Genomic DNA, 23,119 nt, shown 5'->3' with positions numbered 1-23,119 from the left:
ACAAGCCGAGGGGACTGCTCGCACAAAAGCCCGCAGCGTTTATAAAAGACGCGCGAAAGCCCTTACCGCTAAACAACTTGCCCACAGAAATAGGCACCTCTGTTCGAGAAAGTATCCGTGAGTGTCGTACTCACGTGCAATAATTAGCCTATGACCCAACCTATTGATGAGCTGCTACGCAGTGCTGGTGTGCCGTTTTTCGATGCTAGTGACGGCACTCTCAGTGGTGGGGAGACGGCTAGTGCCAGTATTGTTAGCGCTTTAGTAGCGCATTGGGACAGGCTCGACGGTCAACAACAACGAGCACTCGTGAGCGCGCTGGAGGCTTCCACGCAGGCTACAGAAGAAGCAGAAGCCTTTGTGCGGAAACACCTCTGGAGTGGGCTGGGTTTGTCGGGCCGTTTGATTTGAGAGTCTTTCAGAGCAAACCCCGTTGCGGGGTGGAAAGATGGTCAATGATGAAGAAGTTTAAAAAGCACACCCCAGAACAGATCGTGGGCAAGCTTGACCAGGCCGCGAAGCTCAAGGCGGAAGGTAAAACGAACGCTGATGTAGCCCGCGATCTGAAAGTCAGTGAGGCAACACTGCATCGCTGGCAGAAAACCTATGGTCAGATGGATCGTGCTGGTGCACGAGAACTGAAAGCCCTGCGGGATGAAAACGACCGGTTCAAGAAGCTTTTAGGCGAAGCAGAGCTAGATAAAGCAGCCTACAAGGAGTTGGCTGAGGGAAAATTCTAACCCCCACAAGACGCTACGACGCCGTGCGTCATCTCATGGATGTGCTGGGGTTATCCCAGCGTCGTGCCTGCTTGATCGTGGGGGTTGCTAGAAGTTCTTTCCAACGAGCCCACAAACACGCCAAAGACGTTGTCACGTTCGATAAGTATGCTGAGCTTCGGCAATGGTTGCATACGTGGGCTGCACAGAATCCTCGGTGGGGATATCGCCGTGCCTGGATTAAAACTAAAGAGGAAGGTTTTGATGTGGGACGGGACGTGGTGCGGCGTGTGTGGCGTCAGGAAAATCTTCGGGTTCCGTCGAGGAAACGGTCGAAGCCGAAAACCTTGGCGGATCCCACTCCCAGGGTGGAGCCAGCAGCATGTCCGAATGATGTGTGGGCGTTGGATTTCCAGTTCGATTCGGACTATCACGGCAGGTCAATCAAGGTCTGCAACGTGATGGATGAGTTCACCCGTGAGCATGTCGGGTTTACAGCAGATTCCACTATTGATGCTGCAGCTGTTGTGGAATTGCTGGATGTTATTGCCTGTGAGCGTGGTCAGCGTCCTCGTGTGGTGCGGATGGATAATGGGCCTGAATTTATCAGTAAGACTCTGCAGTCGTGGGCTGCTGAGGAAGAGACGGTGCAGGCGTTTATTCCTCCTGGTCAGCCGTGGCATAACGGGTTTGTGGAGTCATTGCATAACAGGATGCGTGATGAGTTGTTTGAGCAGGAATGCTTCCTGGATCTGGAACATGCCCGGTACTGCATCGGACAATGGTGTCACAGGTACAATACGTATCATCCTCACTCGGCACTGGGATTTATCCCGCCGGAGGAATTCAAGAAGCAGTTTTTAAGCAAAGTCGCTTAAATCAACTGGACCTAAAATCCAGACCACCCCACTTCCTCAATCTACCCCTCACTTTTCCGTTCAAAGTACATGGGCATTAACATCGTTCCCGAGACCAACGTGAACCCCTCCGAGCCTTTGCCTCACGCGGAAAATGCAAGTTCGCACGATTAAATTGGCATGAGGGTCAGCATGGTTCACCAATGTTTAACAATTCCGCCACCTCAATCGAAGTCGAAATCAAGGAGCGATTCCAAGCCCTGAATCACATTGTGGTCAACGGTCGTGTTCTGTCCGCCGAGGCGAGTTAAACGGAGCACCTGATTTATGAGGCAGGAAAATTCTTCGACAGTCTAGATTTCTATCCACTGGACTAAGCCTAATTAATCAACCTTCACCATCACGCTTGCATCAACGTGATGGGTCTCCGGATGACCGGAAACGATGCAATCAACCAAACAGGTACAAAGGAGTAACTTTGTCTACTACATTCAACGATAGGGCGGATCAGGAAGAACCTGAAGAACGCTCGTCAACCGATAACCTTTTAAAAAAGCGCAGTTCTGCTGTACTCGGCCTTTACCCGCACGACCTTCACCCTGGTCTCGTGCCGGGTATCAGCGTCGAAGAGCAAAGGAACACTTTTGGAATTGACAAGATTGTTTTCTCCGTAACAGCGATCTTCATTGTCGCTTTCATCGCATGGGGAATTTCGAGTCCCGAGTCAGTCGCCTCAGTATCTTCAACTGCCTACGCCTGGGCTATGAACAATGTCGCTTGGCTACTCAATCTAGTTATGGGCTTGGGCCTGTTCGTAATGCTCTACCTTGCATTCTCACGGTTTGGAAATATTCCACTTGGCAAGGATGACGAAAAGCCTGAATTCTCCCGATTCTCGTGGATAGCTATGATGTTCGGCGCGGGTATCGGCGTAGGCATCTTCTTCTTTGGCCCCTCCGAGCCTTTGGCGTACTTCCTATCACCGCCGCCTCACACTGCGGAACCAGCAACTCCAGAAGCTTTGCACCAGGCTCTGGCTCAGTCACACTTTCACTGGGGTCTTGCAATTTGGGGACTGTATGGCCTCGTTGGCGGAGCACTTGCATATTCCACATTTCGGCGCGGCCGCCCGTCGCTAATGAGCTCGACTTTCAGGTCTTTAATAGGTTCGGATCCTCATCAAAAAATTGTCGGGCGGATCATCGATATGATGGCCATCATTGCTACCCTGTTCGGCACCGCAGCAACATTGGGACTTTCGGCGTTGCAAATTACCCGCGGCGTTCAGATCATTTCCGGCGCTGGTGAACTCGCGAATAACGTTGTCATCATAATCATCGGTGTCCTCGGTGCAGCATTTATCATCAGCGCTGTCTCCGGAGTTGCCCGAGGAATCCGTTATCTCTCTAATATCAACATCAGTCTTACCCTGGGGCTAGTCGCTTTCGTCTTCATCTTCGGGCCAAGCCTCTTCCTGCTCAACCTCATTCCATCGGGAATGGCCACATACATCGATGAATACATCCCAATGATGGGTAAATCTTTGTCGTGGGGACAAGAAACTCTGGACTTTCAAGGCGGATGGACAGCGTTCTACTGGGCTTGGTGGATTGCCTGGACACCATTTGTGGGCATGTTCATTGCCCGTATTTCTCGGGGTCGATCCATCCGTGAATTCGCACTGGCCACGATTGCGGCACCTACGGTTATTTTGATTCTAGCTTTCACTATTTTCGGTGGGGCTGCAATCAATTTCCATAACGAGGGCCTTGCACTGTTTGATGGCACGGCAGACAACGAGCAAGTCCTCTTCGCATTGTTTGACCAACTGCCTTTGAACTCAATCACCCCGATAATTCTGGTGATAGTTCTCAGCATCTTCTTTGTAACTTCCGCGGACTCTGCTTCCTTGGTCATGGGAACCATGTCTTCTCGCGGTAATCCCGCTCCAAATAAGCTCGTGGTCGTTTTCTGGGGACTGTGCATGGTCGGTATCGCCATCGTCATGCTCTTAGCTGGTGGTTCAACTACGCTAACAGCCCTTCAGAACCTCACCATCCTCATTGCATTGCCGTTCTCGGTTGTGCTGATTTTCATGACTATCGGCTTCATTAAGGATCTTCATACAGATCCCGCAGCTATTCGCCGCAACTACGCAAGCAACGCTGTTCGAAATGCTGTGGTCAGAGGTCTAGAAGAACATGGAGACGATTTCGAATTCTCTGTCTCCCCCGCTCCAGAGGGCCGTGGTGCAGGTTCAAAGTTTGATTCCCAATCTGAGGAACTCACCGAGTGGTATCAACGGACAGACGAAGACGGCAACGAAATCGACTTTGATTATGAGACCGGAAAATGGGGTGACCAGGACGATCCGGAAGAAAATCGCCAGGTCGGGGAAGATTCAGCACCCAGAAGTTAGTTACTGGTAATTGACACCGCTATCCGAAGATAACGGGCGTAAATTTTGTCCCCGAAACCGCCGCTCATAAAATAGTCGACGGTTTCGGGGATTTCTTCCAGTTTTACCGCTTACGAGATAACGTCATCCCAGAAGATGTTGCTGTGGCTAAGAAATTTGATTGCCTGCCGCAAATGCCAGTTTCGGACCAGAGTTTCTGGATTAAATCCGACATGCTCGCTGCTAGCAACGCTTCCAGTAATCACAGCACGCTCACCAATATCGAGTGAATTGACAGCGACCATGACACCGGAATTAATTCGTAAGAAGCCGAAGACGTCATCGATGCTGCCCCCAGGCTTTGAACCTTCAGATGGACCGAAGCAGTGACTCCTCCGATTGCTTTTGCCCACGCGCGGCGCTCCGAACTCGGATCCGAGGCATAAACTGCTTTCGCGCCTGCTTGAGCAGCAACATCACATGTAATCATACCCTGCATGCCCATGCCGACAACCAGAACGCGCTTTCCGGTTAGATCACCGCCAGCCTCAACCGCGGCCATCACGGTTGCGCCAGCGTAAGAGGCAACGGAGGCAACTGAATCCGAGAGGGCTTTGGGCAGCTTTGCTACGGGCTCTTTAGAACGTAGAACAAAAGGTGTTGCGAAGGCACCGGACAACGGCCACGCGCCGGCCCACAGTTAACTCAGGGTTGAAGGGCTTACTCATTTGTTGATCATGGAGCCGATAGAGAATGCGGGATCAGGGACGTAATCTGCGTTAGGAGCCTTGAACTACTCCTCATTCAAATGCCCGGTGAGTACGCCACGGCTGGTATCCCCAGCGCTGATAACCTCTGCTGATTCAGGAATACCTGCTTTACCCATGACTTTGTGGATAAGGAATGGTTCGGGACAGCCCATTGCGCCCAAGATGATATCCACGATTTCACGCGCGAAACCGTGGTCAGGCCGACTTTGAAACCCTGTAAGCGTAATTGCTTGCCCATGCCCTCAATTCCTGGCAACAGAGTCGGTGGTGAAGCTCGGTAACAAGTTTAGATAGCAGCCCCACTGCCCCTGAAGACAGCGCCTCGGTTCCTACGACTGCGCCGAGTCCGGAAATCACCAGGAAAATAATAGCCAAGATGAGCTTCGGTCTGAAGGCACTCCGATTGTTTCCGTGTACCGCCTACGGCTGATGGATGGCGAAAAGTCATGGTGGAGCGGCCGAATTACCCACTGGAAGTAGGCCAGCAGATTGAACGTTCGACTCTGATTCAGGTTCTATTTATCAGCGGCTATTAGATTCCGGCGTGGATATCCCGTCGGAAAGATACAGAGCACGAAAAGCTCACTTTGCCTAAATCCCGCCCGTCAGCAGCTTGGGTCTAATAAGGTGGAATTCAATTATCCACCAATGGAAGGCTCCGACAATGACGCTGATTCACATTGATTCCCACCAGGTTGAAAAGACTTTAAGCCCCAAACAGGCAGTCTTGGCGCTGCGCGAATACCTGCAGCAGGGTTTTGATCCGTCGACAGATTTGGAACGCAGCCGAGCAGAAATCACCAACGGTGACTTTCTATTGATGCCTTCTAATTCGCCGACAGGCTTTGGCATCAAGCTTATTTCCATCCCCGGTAAGACAGCAGACCCAAGCATTCCTAGTGTCAACGGCATTTATGTGCTTTTCGATGGCTCCACATTGCAACCCACCGCTACCATCGACGGCGTTGCTCTGACTAACCTACGCACACCGGCTGTGTCGCTCGCAGGGGTATCTCACTTACTTACTACTTCTTCACAGCCACTCGATGTGGTCATTGTCGGAGTAGGAGCCCAGGGCCGTGCTCACGCTAGAACCGTGGAATCAGTATGCGAAGGTATCCGCGATACAAAAATCACGTTCATCAGCCGCACACAGCCCGCTGACTTAGACAACTGGCTACAAGCGGGAAGCGACCCTGCCCACGAAGCTATCTGCAACGCAGAATTAATCATCACTACCACTACCTCCCCGCAGCCAGTCATCGACGATGCAGAAGTTCGCAATGACGCCGTAGTTGTCGCTGTAGGCTCACACTCCCCCGATGCCCGCGAGCTCCCCGGCGCGCTCCTAGCGCGTGCGCAGGTCATTATGGAAGAAGAAGCCGCAGCATTTCGCGAAGCTGGCGATATCATCCAGGCCGTTAACGAAGGCAATCTCGACAAAGAATCCCTCGTAAGCTTCACCGACGTTGTGCGCGGCGAGGTTGAGCTTCACCGCAGCGCCCCAGTGGTTTTCAAATTCACCGGCATGCCGTGGGAAGACTTGGTTCTCGCTGAGGCCATCGCCGCACGTATCTGATTCATTTTTCTATCGGCGTGCGGCCAAATAGAAAGCCGCTCCTCCGCTACACGGTCTAAAGAACTTTGTTAGACCATTCAGGTATTTGAACTTCAAAGGACTTGACAATATCACCTAACAAATAGGGCAAAGCCTTTTCCTGGTAGCGGCAACACTGGCCTTGAACAAGGCATTTACACCGCTCAAATGGCTGTATTGCTCCTTAAAATAGCTAACAAAGATAGCTTGCAAATTGAAAAACCCATATTTGCAGCTCAGAACCTGCGCGAGTTTGTATGCTGGGTGTTCCCGGCGTTTTACAAACCGCAAGATGAACCAACTGATGGGTGAATTCTTCCCAGGCCTGGAGCCTGAAAAGCTCTGGACAAATCACCGTCAAAGTAATATTGTTCAATTGTCCTAACATATTGCATGCCAAAAGGTAGACGAGCAGAGAAGGAAGCCCCATGACATCCAGCGCACCGGTCTGGCCCGCCGAACTTTTTAAAGACCTAGACCGCAACGGCCCGGTCCCGCTTTACTTCCAGGTAGCACAATGCCTGGAAGATGGAATTCGCGATGGCGTTTTACCTCCCGGCACCCGCCTAGAAAACGAGATTTCTTTAGCCAAGCGCCTCAGCGTCTCCCGTCCTACCGTGCGTCGCGCCATCCAGGAAGTGGTTGACAAAGGTTTGCTGGTACGCCGCCGCGGCGTGGGAACCCAGGTAGTACAAAGTCATGCGACGCGTCCGGTGGAGCTGACGTCTTTTTACAATGACTTGAAAAACGCCAACCTGGATCCAAAGACGGAAGTCTTGGAGCACCGTCTGCTGGCGATACCCCCGTGGCGATTTTGGAAAACCACATTCCCCCAGCCTTTAATGACATCACCCGCGAAGAGCTAGAAGACGGCGGCATGTATGACGCGCTGCGCCAGCGCGGTGTGAACTTGAAGATTGCAAACCAGCGAATCGGCGCACGCCGCGCGGTTGGTGATGAAAGCCGTCTCCTGGGCGTTGATGACGGCGGTCCGCTACTGACTGTAGAGCGCGTTGCTTTGGATAACTCCGGTCAGGTTATTGAGCTAGGTAATCACTGCTACCGCCCTGATATGTACGACTTTGAAACCACACTGGTCGCACGCTAGTCGCAGGCCAATTGAAAAGTAGAAAGACCTGGCATCCGATGGAGGACGGATGCCAGGTCTTTCTGTGTCGCTGGTGCCTTGGAGCAGCACCAGCAAGTTTTAATTAGTCACGCGGTAGATAGCGCTCTCCCTTTCTCCCACGGTCGATAGTGTTCACCACTATCGACCGTGGTTGATTTGGATGTGCTTCGTGCGGGAGTAGTCCTGTAGCGCGTAGAGCGATAGGTCGCGGCCGTAGCCGGAGCCCTTGAATCCGCCCATTGAACTTCGTTCGCAAGCACCAGGTGGGAGTTAACCCAGACAGTACCGGCGTCAATCTTGCGTGGAACATCGATGGAACGTGCGGCGTCCGTGGTCCACACTGAAGCACTCAGGCCGTATGGGGTGTCGTTAGCGCGCTCGATTGCTTCTTCTTCAGTCTCAAAGGTTTCCACAGTGATGACTGGGCTAAAGATTTCTTCTTGGGCAGCCTCTGTGCCAGGTAGAACGTTGGTCAGCACAGTTGGCTGAATGAAGAAGCCTTCACGGTCAGCCGCCGAGCCGCCCAGTGCGGCAACTGCGCCTTCGTTTTGTGCGCGCTCGAGGAATCCTTTGACTCGCTCAAAGTGCTGCTCAGACACCAGCGGGCCCTGCTCGATGTGCTCGCCTTCGGCTGGGTCACCGACCGTGAGGGTGCCAATCTGGGCAACGAGTTTCTCCACCAGTTCGGCTTCCACATCCTTGTCCACGAGGATCCTGGTACCAGCGCCGCACTCCTGGCCGGAGTTCCAGAAGCCAGCTTCACACACGCCCTCGGCAACCGCATCCAAGTCAGCATCCTTGAACACCACGACGGGTGCTTTGCCACCAAGTTCCAAGTGCACGGGCTTGAGGGTGCCGGAAGCTGCGGAGGCAACGGCACGGCCACTGCCAACACTGCCCGTCGTAGCAACCATGGCGATCTTCTCGTGACGAGACAGCGCCTCACCGACCTCACGGCCAAGGCCAGTAACTACGTTGAATACGCCACGAGGAAGAACCCCAGCAATGAGCTCTGCGAGCTTCAGCACTGACAGTGGGGTCTGCTCTGCCGGCTTGAGAACCAAAGTGTTACCAGCGGCAAGGATGGGAGCAATCTTCCAGGCACCCATGAGCAGCGGGTAGTTCCACGGCACGATAGCGCCGATGACGCCCAATGGCTCACGAAGAATGAATGACGTGTGGTCCTCAACGTAATCACCAGCACCCGCTTCAGTGAAAGCACGCGCAGCACCAGCGGAGAAGCGGAAGATATCCACGGTGCCATCGACGTCATCGCCCGCAACTTCCAAAGGCTTACCCGCGTTATGAGCTTCAAGACGTGCAAGCAGGTCAGCGTTTTCTTCCACGACATTCGCTATAGCAAGCATGGCCTCGGAACCCTCTTTCGGCGTCACACTTCCCCACTGCCGGAATGCATCATGAGCTGCATTGACTGCATCATCGACATCAGCAGTCGAACCGCGTGGAACAAGCGCAATTACCTGGCCATTGGCGGGATTGACCACCTCAGAATACTCTTCACCAGCAGACTCCACGAACGCTCCATTGATGAAGTGCTGCAATGGCGGGAATTCTTGCTCTGTAATGAAAGCGGCTACGTCAACACGTGTATTGGACATGTCATTCCTAGTCATTCAGCGGTCATGATGTGGATAACCACAACGGATTTACTGTGTCTAGAACACCATAAATTGTGATCACAAATCGCACAGGGTTTATTCAATCTTTAAAAGTTTGCGAACCACCTTGCTTCAATGCATTTTTGCGATCACACATCACAAGGTGGGTTTGTTGTCCGTCCTCGTGTTCCCTCCATCCCCTTTCCTTTGCAGTACCTCTCAAGGTCCGTCCACTCGTCATTGACCAATCCATCACGCCATCGGCTTTTGTTTCCATCAGAGAAGCTGCCAAGAACAACACTCCGCTGCCTGATGGCTGGGCGTTAAGCATCGAAGGCCTGCCAACACCGGATGCGCTGGAAGCTCTTGAAGGTGCGCTTCTTCCTGCTGGACACAAGCTCGCCAATGTTTGCCTGATGGTGGAATCTTTGGCCGGGCTTGCTGGCGGGCTGTGGTCTTTGGAGTCTCCCGCGTTTGATAAGGGCGGCGAGATCCCGTCGATTGGCGTTTTCATCATCGCGATCAATCCGGCTTTCTTTGGCGAGAATTACCTGGAGCGAATCGACTCCCATGTCCAGGTGCTTGAACGTGAACATGGGGTTTACATTCCTGGCCGCCAACGCGAAATCAAGAACGACATCAAGGTTGATGAGCAACTCTATGAACAGCTGCTCGCCAGCATCCAGGCAGCGGAATTGGTTCCAGTGCAAGGAGTGATTGGTGACGACTAAATGCATGACCTCGGCCGGCGTGGTCACTTCAATTCTCGCGTCGGTGCTTTTCGGAGCAATCTTCTTTGTCTCCGGAGCCATTGAAGCGCAAGCTTCGACGCTCGTTGCGTGGCGGGTGCTGCTCACTGCAGCCTGCTACGGACTCTTGCTAAGTTTTCCCGCTCGCCGGCGGGCCTTCAAAGCTTTCTGGGATGTCCTGCAGAAAGGTCCGCTTAACGTCTTCTACTTTGTTCTTCTGGTCGCACTGATTGCGCTGCAGCTGTGGCTATTCGCTTGGTCACACAAAGGCCATGCCCTAGATGCTTCGCTGGGTTACTTGCTTTTGCCCATCTTCCTAGTGGTGGGAAGATTCTTCTTTTCCAGCATTATCAGCCGTCTACAATGGATAGCTGTTGGTATCGCGATTATTGCAGTGACCACAAAATTTATTTTCAGCGCGCAGATTTCCTGGGTAACTTTCGCTATCGCGGTCGGCTACGCACTCTATTTCGCATTGCGCAGTTACTCCGGTTTTAATAGCTCCTTTTGCTACGGCGCTGAGACCATCGATCTCAGCCCAATTGCCATAGCGTTGTTATTCGCCATTCCAGACGCCTTGGATACCGACATGATGATCATGGTGATTTGCGCTGGCCTCGCCGGTGCAGTCGCCATGGCTCTCTACCTTGCCGCATCAGTGTTGTTGAGCATGCCCATCTTCGGGCTACTGAGTTACGGCGAACCAATCCTGCTATTCGCGGCTGCACTACTGCTTGGCGAGTCCCTCGATATGAGTGACGCCCTGGTGTATTCGCTTCTCGGGTTTGCGCTAGCCATTCTTGGATTCGATGGAATCTGGCGCTCACGCAAGACTTTGGAACCTATACTAGCTGTGTAATTCCGCGGACCAAGACGGCGATTGCGCCGGCTGCGGCGAGGAAAGTGGCCAATTGACGCGCAGTCGGGGTGGAAACCCTGTCATTGATCTTGTCGCCGAGCCAAGCACCAACGAAAAGCATTGCAATGGCAACAATCCACAGCCACAATGGCACACCGCCGAAATCAACACCGCCAAGCAAAACCAGCTTGAGCACGAAAGACACGGTGTTCGCGACAACGAGGACTGGGTGTAGTGTCGCCACGAAATCGCGGTAATCCCAATTGGTCAGCCGCGCATAAATCGTCAATGACGGCCCCGCGATTCCCGCGATGGTGGACATAAATCCCCCGGCCATACCGAAAGCGAAAAGCGGGCCTTTCGCTTCCGCGGGAATCTTGAACTTCTCTGCCGGGAACAATGAAATACCCAAGCCCAGCAGTACAAACACGCCGATGGCAATAAGCAGAATTGGCCCATCCAGGAAATGAATCACGGCAACCGCAGGAAGCGAACCTAAAATCAGGGCCGCCGAAATGATGCGGAACCGCTTCCAATCTGTTCGCTTCCGTACTGCCCACGCATTATTCACCGCATTAATAATGGAAAGTCCATTGACCATCGTGACGCCCTGCACCGGCCCCAAGAAGATGGACATGACGGGCCCGCCCAACAGGCCGACACCCATGCCGGTAATGCGCTGGAAGAACGCACCGATGAGGACGGACGCAAGAATGATGATGGCAACAGTTAACACAAACAACCACCTTATACAGGACACCTAGCTGAGCTGAAACAGCGGAGCTATATCTACGCAGCTACCCGCCCAGTAGGTTTCTCGGAACACATCGCGCCATTCGTGATTCACATTAAAAAATTTGCTCACGAAAGGAAATCATCCACATAGTTTGGCTTTGTCTAAATTCATAAAAATAAACGATCACATGATCGAATCGGGAGGGCTTTATGAAAAGGCTAATTGCAACAACACTTGGCGCACTCACAACAGCGACGGTACTGGTGGGATGTTCCGTGGACGGTTCAAACTCCGCGAGTGCCAATGAAACACAGATAATTCAGTCAGCCTTCGGGGAGGCTGAAATTCCAAGCAATCCACAGCGAATTGTGATCGTTCAAGCGAACTTCCTCGACTTTGCTTTGGCAATCGACCTAGCATCAGTTGGTTCAACCTACTGGGGTGATGCTGGCGGAATTCAGGATTACCTCCGAGAGGATGCACCTGAAAACATGGAGGTTGTAGGAAACGACGATGAACCCTATTTCGAGGCCATCGCAAATCTAAATCCAGACCTAATCATCGGAGATGAAGCCGTCGAAGAGAACCTGGAAAAGTTCGAGCCCATTGCTCCGGTCGCTGCAATTGCATCACGGGACGCGGAAGGCTCCAACAGCTGGCGCGACCAGCTGACTGCGTTGGCTGAGATTACTGGACGCGAAGATAAAGCCGCTGAAGTAATCAAAGAGACCGACGAATCTATTGAGCAATTGGACGCAAACATCGACGAACCAGGTCAGCGCACCATGCTGCTTCGTATCCGTGATGACCAAGTTCGCCAATATCTGCCCGATAGCTTTGTAGGAGCTGGAGTTCCACAGCGTCTACAAAAACATCGAGTTAGTGGAATCAGCAGTGCCGTCCGAAAACGGCGAGTGGTCCTTTATCCCTCCGGAAAATATCGGACTTCTCGATGCCGACCGCATTATCGCATTCGTCGACAGTCCCGCGCCCTTGGAGGCAGCAGAAAGCAACCCTTTGTGGAATACCCTTCCTGCAGTAGAGAACGGCCAGCTTTGCATCAGCGAAAACTTCACGCTCTGGGTTCACACCGGCCCCTCAGCGGCATCGATCGTGACTTCCGATCTTGAAGAGTGCTTCAGCGCGTAGATCTGCGGAAAAGCTCGGCATGATTCAATTACCCATTCGCCTCGCCGGCATTCTTAACAAGCGGATCTGGCAAATACACCTGTCCGCCCGAGGCCAGGAACTCTTGGCTCTTTTGTTGCATGCCGGCGATAGCGGATTGAGCTTCAGCGCTTCCGTAGGTATCGCGGATGTCCTGCGAGATTCTCATCGAGCAGAACTTGGGACCACACATGGAACAGAAATGTGCGGTCTTGGCAGGCTCAGCCGGCAGGGTTTCATCGTGAAATTCCTGCGCGGTGACCGGGTCCAGTCCGAGCGAAAATTGGTCATTCCAGCGGAACTCAAATCTCGCCTTAGATAGAGCATCATCACGCGCAGTTGCACCGGGATGATTCTTAGCCACGTCTGCTGCGTGTGCAGCAATCTTGTACGTGATGACGCCGGTCTTAACATCATCCCGGTTTGGCAGGCCAAGATGCTCTTTTGGCGTGACGTAGCACAGCATCGCCGTGCCATATCGGGCAATCTCCGTAGCGCCAATTGCGGATGTGATGTGGTCATAGCCTGGCGCAATATCAGTAACCAATGGCCCCAGCGTGTAAAACGGTGCGCCCTTGCACAGCTCCTGCTGGCGTTCAACATTCTCACGAACTTTGTGGAATGGAATATGACCAGGGCCTTCAACCATGACCTGAACATCATATTTCCATGCCCGTTCAGTCAACTCAGCCAAGGTATCAAGCTCAGCGAATTGAGCTGCATCATTAGCATCCGCGATTGAACCGGGGCGGAGCCCGTCCCCAAGGGAAAAAGCGACATCGTAGGCGGCGAAAATCTCACACAGCTCATCAAAGTGGGTGTAGAGGAAATTCTCCTGATGATGAGCCAAACACCATCCGGCCATGATCGATCCACCGCGTGAGACAATCCCGGTAACTCGGTCCGCCGTCAACGGCACGTAACGCAGTAGCACGCCGGCATGAACCGTCATGTAATCAACACCTTGTTCGCACTGTTCAATGACGGTATCCCGGTAGATTTCCCACGTTAGAGCATTTGCATCGCCATTGACCTTCTCCAGCGCTTGATAGATGGGAACTGTACCGATGGGGATGGGCGAGTTACGCATAATCCACTCGCGAGTGGTGTGAATATCATTTCCGGTTGAAAGATCCATCAACGTATCGGCGCCCCACTTCGCTGCCCATTCGAGCTTCGATACTTCTTCGTCGATCGAGCTTGTCACCGCGGAGTTTCCAATGTTGGCGTTGACTTTCACAAGGAAGCTCTTACCGATGATCATCGGTTCCGACTCCGGATGATTGACGTTAGCGGGAATGATTGCCGTTCCCGCTGCAATTTCACTGCGCACCATTTCCACATCGCAGTTCTCTCGCAATGCAACGTATCGCATTTCTGGCGTGATGATTCCACGTCGCGCATAGTGCATCTGCGTCACCGTGCTCCCAGAACGTGCTCGAATTGGAACTGGCATGCGTCCCTTCCATTGCTGCGAGGACGCCCCACGCCGCACCGCACCAAGCCCATCATCTTCCAGGCGCACACCGCGGGATTGATAAGTTTCCGTATCTTCGCGTGCTGCAATCCACTCTGCCCGCCGTGGTTCTAGGCCCACTTCAGGCACACTGCCAGGGCCCATCGTTCTATACACCTGCAAAGGCTCATTCGGGGTTCCATCAGGTGAATCGCTCTGATGGATTTCAGTTACCGGAACTCGAATTCCATGTTCCAAGTCATTCAACCAGCCAATGTGGTGGGAAGAATGTTGTTCAGAGTTTCGTAGACTGTACGCGTCATTGGGCGTTTTAGACAGACTGGTGCCACTATTTTTTGGATCAGACAATGAAGTCTCCTAATTTCCTACGCCGGTATTAACCGGATCAGGTTCAACGGTCTCGGACATCACTAGCCCGATCTCAGCTCCTCGTAGAAGCACCCGCATGGACATTCCCATTTTACCACCCAACCACGTTCGCGGCAATAACTCCCCTACTGGTATTTCCTTCTCGGCCAAATACAATCTGGCCGCGATGACACCTAGAGCCATAAAATGCAGCCACTAACAGAAGCTTCGAACCAAATAGTTAAATTCAAATCGACCTTTATGAAACCTTTTTATTCTCAGCAATCGTGAATCTAAAGGTGTCCAACGGCTGACTATTCACACAGTAAGCACCGCCTACCGTTAAGGGAATTGGATTCAGAGCCAGACATCACGGTGAACCGCTCTTACTAATTTAAATAGACAGGTTGGTACAGTCGTCTAAAGAATAGAAGGACTTTAGGGTCTAGTTAACTGAGGGATGATTCACACTATGCCAAATACTTCGCCTTCCATAGCGATTATCGGTCTGGGTCCGCGTGGGGTTTCCACGCTGGAGCGTCTTGTTGCGCATCTCAATGCGGAGACCACTACCCCGCAGGATCTGACTTTGCATCTCATTGATGATGCGCAGCACGGCGGCGGCCGAGTTTGGGACATTACGCAAACCAAGGCGCTGTGCATGAACACTTTTGCGCACGGCATGACGCTGTTTTCTGAGCCCGGCGCGACAGTGGATGCGCCGGTGGTGGAAGGCCCCACCATTTACGAGTGGGTGCGTCTGCACTTGGGTTATGAGGATGAGGTTTCCGCAGAAAAGCGTGCCTACGTTGAAAAGCACCCGTTGGGTGATGAATTAGCAAAGCGGTTTAGCAAGGAAGAACTGGAGCAGGTTAAGCCTGCTTCTTATCCTTTGCGCGCACTGTATGGCTATTACCTGGTGTGGTTTTATGAGTCGGTGCTCGCGGATATTCCGGAGTGGGTCACGGTAAAGACCCATAAGGCGCGTGCCACCGGTATTGAGGACAAGGGTGGTTTTGACACCATTTCCTTAAGTAACGGAGAAAGCATCGACGCAGATGTCACCATCGCGGTCACCGGCTGGCAGAACCAGGGATATTCAGAGCAGGAAAAATGGATCAAGCAAACACTTGATGAGCACCCTGATCTGAAGTGGATTCGCGCCAATAACCCAATTGAGCAAGATGTTGCTTCCATCAAGGACAATGAGCAGGTGCTCTCCCGCGGTTTGGGCATGGGCTTTTTTGATATTTTGATTCTGACCACGCAAGAGCGTGGCGGAAAGTTCGTGGATGATCCAAGTGCCCGCGGTGGGGTTCGCTATATTCCAACAGGCAAGGAGCCAACGTATTACGCGAGCTCGCGCCGTGGATACCCGCTCATGCCGCAGTCGGATGATCGCGGCTTGCCGGCGCCAGCGGAGATTCCACGGTTGAAGAAGGTCGTGGCAGAGTTGTCATCGCGAAGCGGTCGCCGTTCCATCGACTATGACGTGGAAGTGTGGCCGGCCGTTGCACGCGATGCTTACCACGCATATTTGAAGACGTTGGCACGCGTGGAGCCGGAGGCGCTCAAGGCTGACCTAGACACCATCGTGCAGGCAATCGATGACGCAGAGGTCGATGCCAGCGTTGTCTTCAACGGCATCACCGCCCTCGATGATGTCATCACGCAGTACACCACCAAGCGTTTTTCATTGTTGCGCTGGATGCATTTGCTGCCAGCCAACTTCGATAACTCGGATGAGCTCACAGCGTATCTGATGCAGCGATTGGAAGAAGACCTCAAGGATGCAGAGCAAGGGCCGGATAGCCCGGTTCGTGCTGCTTTGTGGTCGCTGGGCTTTTCCCGCAAGCCATCCCAAGTGCTTGGCGCGGAAGGCAGCTACACCGTGGAGTCGCGTCACCACATGTTTGATAAAGCCATCGCGTTGGCGCAGCTGGCGTGCTCAGGCCCACCAATCTTCCGCACCCGTCAGCTGATGGCGCTGGTGGATGCGGGAATTGTGAAGTTCATTGGCGGCTATCCGCTGCTGGACATGGATCGCCGTACTGGTGAGTGGACCATGAGCTCGCCGTCGTCGGGCGGTGTGCGCTACCGCGGCACCACCTTGTTAGATGCTTGGGTGCACAAGCCAGATATTCGCAAGACGCCTGCCGATGCCTTCACAAAGAATCTCGTGGACCAACAACGTGTTGTTCCATTCACGGATATTTGGGAAGACGGCACGGAGATTCCAACGGCATCCGTTGCCCAGGATCCGCAGACCCGCCGGGTTCTGCGCGAAGACGGCGAGCAAGATTCGCGCCTGCACATGGTGGGAATCCCAGCGCACGCGCAGTATCCAGATACCACCATTTCCCCACCGCTACCTGGCACTGACTCGTGGTTTATCCAAGAAGCGGACAAAGCTGCGACGAGCGCTGCGGGCATAGCTCTTGGTGTGAATAGAATGAACCAAGCTGTCTAACATAAGTCGACAACTAGGACTAGCATGGGAATCGTTCCAACAACGAAGGAGAATTTAAATGTCTGATTTGACCCCAAATCACACCGCCGGTGAACCACTAGAGGCAATCGACAAGGACAAGCTTGCGTCCCTGCGTCAAAAGAACATTGACAATCCAGAGGGCGGCAAGAAGGTCATCAAGACTCACACCGAGGCTGATGGCCACTTCCGTAATTACACTCAAGTTCGTGATCTGAAGCCAGTCCTGGTTTCTGAGCCACCGGCGCTGCTTGGTGATGACTCCGCGCCAAACCCAACTGAGATTGCACAAGCGGGCCTCGCAGCCTGCATCTCCGTAGGCATCCAGGCTATTGCTACCCACCGTGGCGTTACCCTGACCAAGATTGATATCGACATTGAGTCCAATATCGATGTTTCCCCCGTGTGGGGCGTTGGCGACTTGAATGATGAGAAGCGTCCAGGTGTCTCCGATGTTCAGGTCAATGTGGACGTTGACGGTGACGCTGACCGTGAAACCCTAGAGAAGATTGTGGATGATGCAATCCAGTGGTCCCCTGTGGTCAACACCTACACTCGTCCAGCAAACCTGACCCACAAGCTGGTCTAATCCGCTACGCTGGGCAAACATGAAGAAGTTTCTAAGCGTCCCCGCTGCCATCACAGTGTTGGCGGCGGGGACGCTTGTTTCATGCAGTACTGAGTCCCAGGAAAGTTCGCAGTCCCCTACCGCTTCTGAGACTCCTGCTGATTCAGCAACGTATCAGGAGTACGTAGCACTCGGAGATTCTTATTCTGCCATGGGTTCGCGGACAGCAGAGACAACAGGCCCAGCAGAGTGCTTCCGTTCAGCGGATAACTATCCATCGTTGGTAGCGCAGCATGAGGGGGTAAAGAACTTCGTAGATGCTACCTGCTCCAGTGCGGTAACCGCGGATATTTTTAGCACTCGCGCCGGTTCCGAGGGCCCGATCGAAGCACAGCTGGAGTCATTAACTAAGGACACTGACCTTGTCACCATTTCCATCGGCGGCAATGACATTGGTTTCCCCGATATCGCACGGTGCTTCCAGGAGGCTCGAGCTGCCGGCGAAGAATCAGATTGTGCGTCACGGTTCAACCGTGACGAGATGACCAATTCGGTCAATGAAATGCTCTTTAGCGTCTACAACAGTGTGCAGCAGCGTTCTCCTGAAGCACACATTATGGTCACCGGGTACATGCCACTGATTACGGATGAAGGCCAGTGCGAAGACGCGGCATTTATCTCCGAAGATGACCGCGGCTGGGCGGTAGGCCTGACCAATGAAATCAACGGACGCATCAAAGGTGTCTCCTCAGAGATGCAGATTCCGTTCATCATCCCCGAGAATGCAGAGGAACACACGGTCTGCACCCCACCAGAACAACGCTGGACGGATCTAACCGGCGCAGAGACAGGTGCTTATCCAATGCACCCGACTGCACGCGGCCAAGCAGCAATGGCAGAAGCCATCACAGCAGAGCTTTAATAAAGCCGCAGTGGAGCCGCAGTAGATATGAAAGTGCGCACCCACTCTCCTTGGCGAAGGAAGTGGGTGCGCACTTATCTGTTTGATCGAGCCCATCTAGCTTGTAGCACTAGCTCCTTGCCCCGGGACCATTTGCGTCAGGCTTGTCAGGCGAGCTGACATCAGTGTCAGCACTATCCAGCGGAGACTCTGGCGTGTAATCATTGTCCACGTCGCCGCCAACGTAAACATCACCATCGACCACCACGTGGCCCGGGATGCGGAATCGGCCATCATCGTCATACTCAAATTCTGGTACGTCGATGGGGTTGCCATCCTCATCATAACCAGGTGCCGGTTTGGCTTCTTGCTCTTCAAGTCTCTCCGGACTGTCTGTGCGCTCCCACTGGCGGGAGGCAACTTGACGCTCGGCCGAGTAGTCATCACCCATTGCCTTCAGCAGCGAGTACATCAATAGGAACATCATAATGAAAAATGGCAGGGCCACGATAATGACCACTTCCTGAATCGCCTCAATGCCTGATTCATTAATGAATAGCAGTGCTGCAGTGACGCCACCAACGGCGAATGCCCAACCAATACGGTAGTAGACAGGAGAAACATTTTCATCGCCGGAGGCAAAGGAGTCCATGACCAGTGCCGCGGAGTCAATCGAGGTAACGAAGAAGATCGCAATCACGAAGACAGCCAGCGAACCGGTAATGCCATAGAGCGGATACTGCTCAAGAAGCGCGAACAGCGCCACCGGAGTGTTGCCCTCTTCCACCACTGGCGTGGTGAGAACACCTGGGTCGGACTTTTCCATCTCAACCGCAGCGCGGCCAAAGATGGAGAACCAGATAAGAACGAAGATGGTTGGCAGAGCCAGCACACCGCCGATGAATTCACGCACGGTGCGTCCGCGGGAAATACGCGCAATGAACATGCCGACGAATGGTGCCCAGCAAATGGTCCATGCCCAGTAGAACACGGTCCAGCTGCCTAACCATCCAGGGTTCTCAGCAAAGGAATCAGTCCAGAACATCATCTTCGGAAGGGAGCTGCCGTAATTACCGAAGGACTCAACGGTGTGGCGCAGCAGCGTCAGAGTTGGCCCCATCAAGAGGACGAAGAACATCAAGACGATTGCAGCACCGATGTTGATGTTGGACAAAATCTTAATGCCCTTGTCCAAACCGGTTGCCACAGAAATCGATGACGCAATGGTAATGACCAAGATGATGGCTAGTTCCACGCCGGAGACCAGCGGAACATCCCACATAATGTTCATACCAGCGTTGATCTGCAAAACACCTAGGCCAACAGATACTGCTAGGCCGAATACTGTACCGATGATCGACAAAGCATCGATAAGCTTGCCTGGCCACTTATAAACGTTGCCACCAAGCAAAGGTGAGAAAACGGAAGACAAACGAGCCGGCATCTTACGCTTGTAGATGAAGTAGCCCAATGCCAGTCCAGGCACGATAAACGGTACCCACATGTGCGCCGCAAAGTGGTAGTAGGTGAATTCAAAGGCTTGCTCGATGGCTCCTTGGCTCATCGGCAGAAAATCACCGCGAGGCGGGTTAAAGCTGTGGTGCAGTGGCTCAGCAGCACCCCAAAACATCAATGTCGCGCCAAGACCTGCCGCAAACAGCATGGCGAACCATACCGGCACGGAGTACGCAGGCTTCTCATCATCGTCACCAAGACGCAGATTTCCGTACTTGGATACAAAAACGCCGAGAAGGAAGATGAACATCAGCGAGTAGCCGCCGATATACATCCAGCCCAGGTTTTCCATCAGCCAGCCTGAGATACTCGCGTAGACGTCTCTGGCTCGTGAGCCGAAAGCCAGAGTCACGGCAACAAAAATAACAACGAAGCCTGCTGAAACCAGGAAAATAAAAGGATCAGTCTTCAGACCAAGAAAATTCTTCTTGCCTTTCTTCTCCTCCGACTCCAAAGGTTTGTCAGTAGAACTTCTATTCGTTTGGGGTTGAGAGGTAGTCACTTTGTTAACTTTCCTTTATAGGGATAAGAACATAAGCCACACTAGTTCAATACCAATCCCTCTGTAACCTGAGTCACCAGTATTGGGGTAACTGCTTAATCTAAAGAATTACATGTAGCGCGTATTTACATCTTCCCCACAAGCCTGATTTTAACCTTAAGTTTTGACAAAGGTGCAGTATAACCACGGTGAATTTCGCAGCTTAGAAACCCTCAAGTGGGTGCAAAAAGACTTAATAACTCATATTCATAACAAATTATGCATTTCCCGAATATGGATTAATTTTTGCCATCTCAAAATGTGAGATTGCCCTAGTCAGCGTGGGTTAACATCGAATATGAGAAGCGTCAAAACATGGCGCTCAATATACCCACGGCGACAGCGTCACCATACCCTGGTCTCGCTGAATATTAGACAAGGAAATCCTGATGAAGAATGTGAATCGGACAAATCCACTTCCACTCAATGAACGTTTTGCAACGCGCGCACAGTTTTTCGCGCCGTCACCAATCCGCGCAGTGTTCGAAATGGAAATGGATGAGGGTGTCATCTCCTTGGCCGGCGGCAACCCAGAGCTCACGCACCTACCGTGGCCAGAAATCACACGGATCACCAATGACGTGGTGAATCAACATGGTTCTTCCGCTTTCCAATACGGTACCTCCGTGGGCCATCCAGAGTTGGTGCAAGAAATCAGGAACGTCATGGCGCTGGAAGGCATTGAAACCAACGCCGCAGACATCATTGTCACCTCCGGTTCACAGATGTCTTTAGATTTGGTTGCCAAGCTCTTTCTCAACAGCGGGGACACAGTTCTAGCCGCGGCACCGACCTACTCTGGAGCGCTCAACGTGTTCGCCGGCATGGAAGCTCACGTGGACCAGTTAGAGGGCGATGAAGAAGGAATTACTATTGATGCCCTCTCTTTAGCCATCACCCGCGCTCAGGAAGCAGGCTCAGATATCAAGCTGCTGTACGTGGTTTCCAACTTTGCCAATCCTTCGGGTGTGATGATGTCCCATCAACGCCGAATCGATGTTGCTGCATTATGCCGAGCACACGGCATAGTCATTATTGAGGACAATCCTTATGGCCAGGTGAACTTCGGTGTCGATGCCCCACCAGCGCTGCGTACGATTGACCCGGATAACGTCATTTACCTAGGTTCGCTGTCAAAGACTTTCTCCCCCGGCATTCGCATTGGCTGGGCAGATGCCCCGGCAATGGTGCACGCGAGCCTGGTGCCTGCGGCAGAGGCATCTGCGATTTGTCCTTCGCCACTCAGCCAACACATTGCGGCTGCATATTTACGCGAAGTGGACTGGCAGTCAGTAGTCGCCTCCAACGTGCAGATGTACAAGGGACGCGCTCAAGCACTTGATGCTGCACTAAAAGAGTTCATGCCAGAAGGTTGTAGCTGGCGCACGCCACAAGGAGGATTCTTCATCTGGGTCGATGTCCCACAAAACATCGATACCCCATCCTTGTTGGATGAGGCAATGGATGAAGGAATCCTATATATTCCAGGCACGGCGTTCTTCCTAGACGGCCGCGGGCGCAATTCCCTTCGCTTGGCTTATTCCCAGGTGGATGAGGCAACGCTGCGCGAAGGAGCGCGCCGCCTGGGCGCGATCCTCCAAAATGCACTAGAGCTTAAGCAATCTGCGTAGCTTCCCTACCGCTAAGAGCCTGAAGCAACCGAGCGAATCGAGTCATAGACTTCTTTCTCGCCCTCGGACAGGTTGTCTTCCCAGTAGGCGTGGGCATGTTCCATGAAGGCTTCGCGATCCACATCTTCTACGAGTATGGGAGAGCCCTGATCTTTCCAGCGGGTGATGACTTCCTGCTCATCCTCGTCGGCACACTGGCGGTTTTGCTCACGCACGCCCGAAATAGCGGACTGCAAGTCATCCTGTTCCTGCTCGGACAAACGCTCCCAGGTATCACCAGCAACCACGATAAGCTGCGAACCTACCGCGTGGCGCGAAAGACTGACATAGTCCACAACTTCATCCAGTGAATTCTCGGCGGTCAAAGAAATCGGGTTCTCCTGGCCATCGACAAGACCTTGCTGCAACGAAAGATAAACCTCTTCGAAGGCAACAGCCACGGGCTCTGCTCCGACTGCGGCCGCAGATGCCAAGTGCGCTGGGGTTTCTGGGTAGCGCAGGCGTAAACCTTCGAGGTCTTCCGGCGCGCGCACCGGCGCATTAGCGGAGAAAGTCCTGTCGCCCAAGTACCACACGCCAAGAATTTTAGCGCCGGTCTGTTCCTCGAAATCATCCTTGATTGGTTGCGAAGCCTCAGAATCAAACCACTCAAACAAGTGGTCCGGGTTGTCAAAGACATAAGCCATGTCCATCACGCCAATAGGCTCATAGACGGACGCCAGGGCGGATGAGCCTTGCAGGTCAATATCAATATCGCCGTCAAGTAGGGACGCAACGCGCTCCGCGTCACCGCCCAGCTGGCTGGACGGGAAGATGGTGAGCTGCAGCTCCGAATCACTTGCTACCAACTGTTGCTGTACCAACGCGGTACCGCACGCATTGTGGTGGTGGTTTAGGTTATAACTATTAGCAAACGTCAGTTGCTCTGAGCCGCGCACAGCCTGAGCGTGCAAAACGTTGGTTCCAATGAGTGCGCCGGCAACAAGTACTGCACCTGTTGCGAGTGCGCCCCAGCTTTTGGCTGAAGGGGTTTTCTGATTCATGCGAATA

The 23,119-nt window shown here is 53.0% G+C and carries 19 protein-coding genes, 2 pseudogenes and 1 riboswitch; of the genes and pseudogenes, 14 read left to right on the top strand and 7 right to left on the bottom strand.

The features are described 5' to 3' along the window. The first annotated feature begins 150 nt into the window (after positions 1–150). From CCASEI_RS14685 to CCASEI_RS03830, 5 genes and pseudogenes are all read left to right on the top strand, one after another. Positions 151–411, top strand: a complete 261-nt coding sequence (locus tag CCASEI_RS14685; protein ID WP_081748460.1) for an antitoxin — start codon at positions 151–153, stop codon at positions 409–411. A 44-nt stretch (positions 412–455) separates the two neighbouring features. After that, positions 456–740, top strand: coding sequence for a transposase (locus CCASEI_RS03840; RefSeq protein ID WP_081748459.1), 285 nt, complete (start codon positions 456–458; stop codon positions 738–740). A gap of 23 nt (positions 741–763) precedes the next feature. Continuing rightward, the gene (locus CCASEI_RS03835; RefSeq protein WP_155894813.1) at positions 764–1,597 is read left to right on the top strand and encodes an IS3 family transposase; all 834 of its coding nucleotides are present in this window, start codon (positions 764–766) and stop codon (positions 1,595–1,597) included. A gap of 101 nt (positions 1,598–1,698) precedes the next feature. Further along, positions 1,699–1,887 (top strand): annotated as a pseudogene (locus CCASEI_RS15180) (flavin reductase); the annotation flags it as partial. A 167-nt stretch (positions 1,888–2,054) separates the two neighbouring features. Beyond that, on the top strand, positions 2,055–3,995 hold the full coding sequence (locus CCASEI_RS03830; RefSeq protein WP_006821523.1) for a BCCT family transporter: 1,941 nt from the start codon (positions 2,055–2,057) through the stop codon (positions 3,993–3,995). Between the two features lie 241 nt (positions 3,996–4,236). On the opposite strand, the gene CCASEI_RS03825 is transcribed toward CCASEI_RS03830, so the two are convergent. Together CCASEI_RS03825 and CCASEI_RS15275 are read right to left on the bottom strand one after the other, a co-directional pair. Continuing rightward, a complete protein-coding gene (locus CCASEI_RS03825) occupies positions 4,237–4,653 on the bottom strand; it encodes an MDR/zinc-dependent alcohol dehydrogenase-like family protein (protein WP_025387179.1) in 417 nt (138 codons plus the stop codon). A gap of 114 nt (positions 4,654–4,767) precedes the next feature. After that, positions 4,768–4,917, bottom strand: a complete 150-nt coding sequence (locus tag CCASEI_RS15275; RefSeq protein WP_174401644.1) for a hypothetical protein — start codon at positions 4,915–4,917, stop codon at positions 4,768–4,770. A gap of 491 nt (positions 4,918–5,408) precedes the next feature. Between CCASEI_RS15275 and CCASEI_RS03820 the strand changes: the two genes are divergently transcribed. Together CCASEI_RS03820 and CCASEI_RS03815 are read left to right on the top strand one after the other, a co-directional pair. Further along, positions 5,409–6,323, top strand: coding sequence for an ornithine cyclodeaminase family protein (locus CCASEI_RS03820; protein ID WP_006821522.1), 915 nt, complete (start codon positions 5,409–5,411; stop codon positions 6,321–6,323). A gap of 446 nt (positions 6,324–6,769) precedes the next feature. Further along, positions 6,770–7,449: pseudogene (locus tag CCASEI_RS03815) on the top strand (GntR family transcriptional regulator). Between the two features lie 107 nt (positions 7,450–7,556). On the opposite strand, the gene CCASEI_RS03810 reads toward CCASEI_RS03815, so the two are convergent. After that, on the bottom strand, positions 7,557–9,089 hold the full coding sequence (locus tag CCASEI_RS03810) for an aldehyde dehydrogenase family protein (RefSeq protein WP_155894812.1): 1,533 nt from the start codon (positions 9,087–9,089) through the stop codon (positions 7,557–7,559). 74 nt (positions 9,090–9,163) lie between these two features. Between CCASEI_RS03810 and CCASEI_RS03805 the strand changes: the two genes are divergently transcribed. Together CCASEI_RS03805 and CCASEI_RS03800 are read left to right on the top strand one after the other, a co-directional pair. After that, entirely contained in the window at positions 9,164–9,820 is a 657-nt protein-coding gene (locus CCASEI_RS03805; RefSeq protein ID WP_169731172.1) for an Ldh family oxidoreductase, read from the top strand. 4 nt (positions 9,821–9,824) lie between these two features. Next, a complete protein-coding gene (locus tag CCASEI_RS03800) occupies positions 9,825–10,697 on the top strand; it encodes an EamA family transporter (protein ID WP_035094124.1) in 873 nt (290 codons plus the stop codon). On the opposite strand, the gene CCASEI_RS03795 is transcribed toward CCASEI_RS03800, so the two are convergent. Then, on the bottom strand, positions 10,681–11,439 hold the full coding sequence (locus CCASEI_RS03795; RefSeq protein WP_025387177.1) for a sulfite exporter TauE/SafE family protein: 759 nt from the start codon (positions 11,437–11,439) through the stop codon (positions 10,681–10,683). The genes CCASEI_RS03800 and CCASEI_RS03795 overlap by 17 nt on opposite strands. A gap of 203 nt (positions 11,440–11,642) precedes the next feature. On the opposite strand from CCASEI_RS03795, the gene CCASEI_RS03790 reads away from it, so the two are divergent. Next, a complete protein-coding gene (locus CCASEI_RS03790; protein ID WP_006821517.1) occupies positions 11,643–12,563 on the top strand; it encodes an ABC transporter substrate-binding protein in 921 nt (306 codons plus the stop codon). A 47-nt stretch (positions 12,564–12,610) separates the two neighbouring features. On the opposite strand, the gene thiC is transcribed toward CCASEI_RS03790, so the two are convergent. Continuing rightward, a complete protein-coding gene (gene thiC, locus CCASEI_RS03785) occupies positions 12,611–14,395 on the bottom strand; it encodes a phosphomethylpyrimidine synthase ThiC (RefSeq protein ID WP_404825298.1) in 1,785 nt (594 codons plus the stop codon). A gap of 27 nt (positions 14,396–14,422) precedes the next feature. After that, positions 14,423–14,532, bottom strand: a riboswitch (TPP riboswitch). 365 nt (positions 14,533–14,897) lie between these two features. On the opposite strand from thiC, the gene CCASEI_RS03775 reads away from it, so the two are divergent. The 3 genes from CCASEI_RS03775 to CCASEI_RS03765 are packed head-to-tail and all read left to right on the top strand — an operon-like array spanning position 14,898 to position 18,403. After that, complete coding sequence (locus CCASEI_RS03775; RefSeq protein WP_006821515.1) at positions 14,898–16,895, top strand: FAD/NAD(P)-binding protein; 1,998 nt, start codon at positions 14,898–14,900, stop codon at positions 16,893–16,895. Positions 16,896–16,953: 58 nt separating this feature from the next. After that, entirely contained in the window at positions 16,954–17,502 is a 549-nt protein-coding gene (locus CCASEI_RS03770) for an OsmC family protein (RefSeq protein WP_006821514.1), read from the top strand. Between the two features lie 19 nt (positions 17,503–17,521). Further along, positions 17,522–18,403, top strand: coding sequence for an SGNH/GDSL hydrolase family protein (locus CCASEI_RS03765; protein WP_006821513.1), 882 nt, complete (start codon positions 17,522–17,524; stop codon positions 18,401–18,403). A gap of 109 nt (positions 18,404–18,512) precedes the next feature. On the opposite strand, the gene CCASEI_RS03760 is transcribed toward CCASEI_RS03765, so the two are convergent. Next, a complete protein-coding gene (locus tag CCASEI_RS03760; protein WP_025387174.1) occupies positions 18,513–20,351 on the bottom strand; it encodes a BCCT family transporter in 1,839 nt (612 codons plus the stop codon). 476 nt (positions 20,352–20,827) lie between these two features. Here CCASEI_RS03760 and CCASEI_RS03755 point away from each other — a divergent pair, with 476 nt between their 5' ends. After that, entirely contained in the window at positions 20,828–22,069 is a 1,242-nt protein-coding gene (locus CCASEI_RS03755; protein WP_006821511.1) for an aminotransferase-like domain-containing protein, read from the top strand. An 11-nt stretch (positions 22,070–22,080) separates the two neighbouring features. Here the strand turns inward: CCASEI_RS03755 and CCASEI_RS03750 are convergent, their stop codons facing one another. Continuing rightward, positions 22,081–23,112, bottom strand: a complete 1,032-nt coding sequence (locus CCASEI_RS03750) for a sialic acid TRAP transporter substrate-binding protein SiaP (RefSeq protein ID WP_006821510.1) — start codon at positions 23,110–23,112, stop codon at positions 22,081–22,083. Positions 23,113–23,119: the final 7 nt, after the last annotated feature.

The sequence above is a fragment of the Corynebacterium casei LMG S-19264 genome, from assembly GCF_000550785.1.
In the GTDB taxonomy this organism is placed as follows: domain Bacteria; phylum Actinomycetota; class Actinomycetes; order Mycobacteriales; family Mycobacteriaceae; genus Corynebacterium; species Corynebacterium casei.
Note: the sequence above shows the minus strand (reverse complement) of the source record. Positions and strands in the feature narration are given on the sequence as shown.

What these genes read in the sequence shown, in the direction of transcription:
- CCASEI_RS03755 (WP_006821511.1), top strand. Translation starts at nt 20,828, where the DNA reads ATGAAGAATGTGAATCGGACAAATCCACTTCCACTCAATGAACGTTTT.
- CCASEI_RS03800 (WP_035094124.1), top strand. Translation starts at nt 9,825, where the DNA reads ATGACCTCGGCCGGCGTGGTCACTTCAATTCTCGCGTCGGTGCTTTTC.
- CCASEI_RS03750 (WP_006821510.1), bottom strand. Translation starts at nt 23,112, where the DNA reads ATGAATCAGAAAACCCCTTCAGCCAAAAGCTGGGGCGCACTCGCAACA.
- CCASEI_RS03765 (WP_006821513.1), top strand. Translation starts at nt 17,522, where the DNA reads ATGAAGAAGTTTCTAAGCGTCCCCGCTGCCATCACAGTGTTGGCGGCG.
- CCASEI_RS03775 (WP_006821515.1), top strand. Translation starts at nt 14,898, where the DNA reads ATGCCAAATACTTCGCCTTCCATAGCGATTATCGGTCTGGGTCCGCGT.
- CCASEI_RS03820 (WP_006821522.1), top strand. Translation starts at nt 5,409, where the DNA reads ATGACGCTGATTCACATTGATTCCCACCAGGTTGAAAAGACTTTAAGC.
- CCASEI_RS03840 (WP_081748459.1), top strand. Translation starts at nt 456, where the DNA reads ATGATGAAGAAGTTTAAAAAGCACACCCCAGAACAGATCGTGGGCAAG.
- CCASEI_RS03790 (WP_006821517.1), top strand. Translation starts at nt 11,643, where the DNA reads ATGAAAAGGCTAATTGCAACAACACTTGGCGCACTCACAACAGCGACG.
- CCASEI_RS03810 (WP_155894812.1), bottom strand. Translation starts at nt 9,089, where the DNA reads ATGTCCAATACACGTGTTGACGTAGCCGCTTTCATTACAGAGCAAGAA.
- CCASEI_RS14685 (WP_081748460.1), top strand. Translation starts at nt 151, where the DNA reads ATGACCCAACCTATTGATGAGCTGCTACGCAGTGCTGGTGTGCCGTTT.
- CCASEI_RS03770 (WP_006821514.1), top strand. Translation starts at nt 16,954, where the DNA reads ATGTCTGATTTGACCCCAAATCACACCGCCGGTGAACCACTAGAGGCA.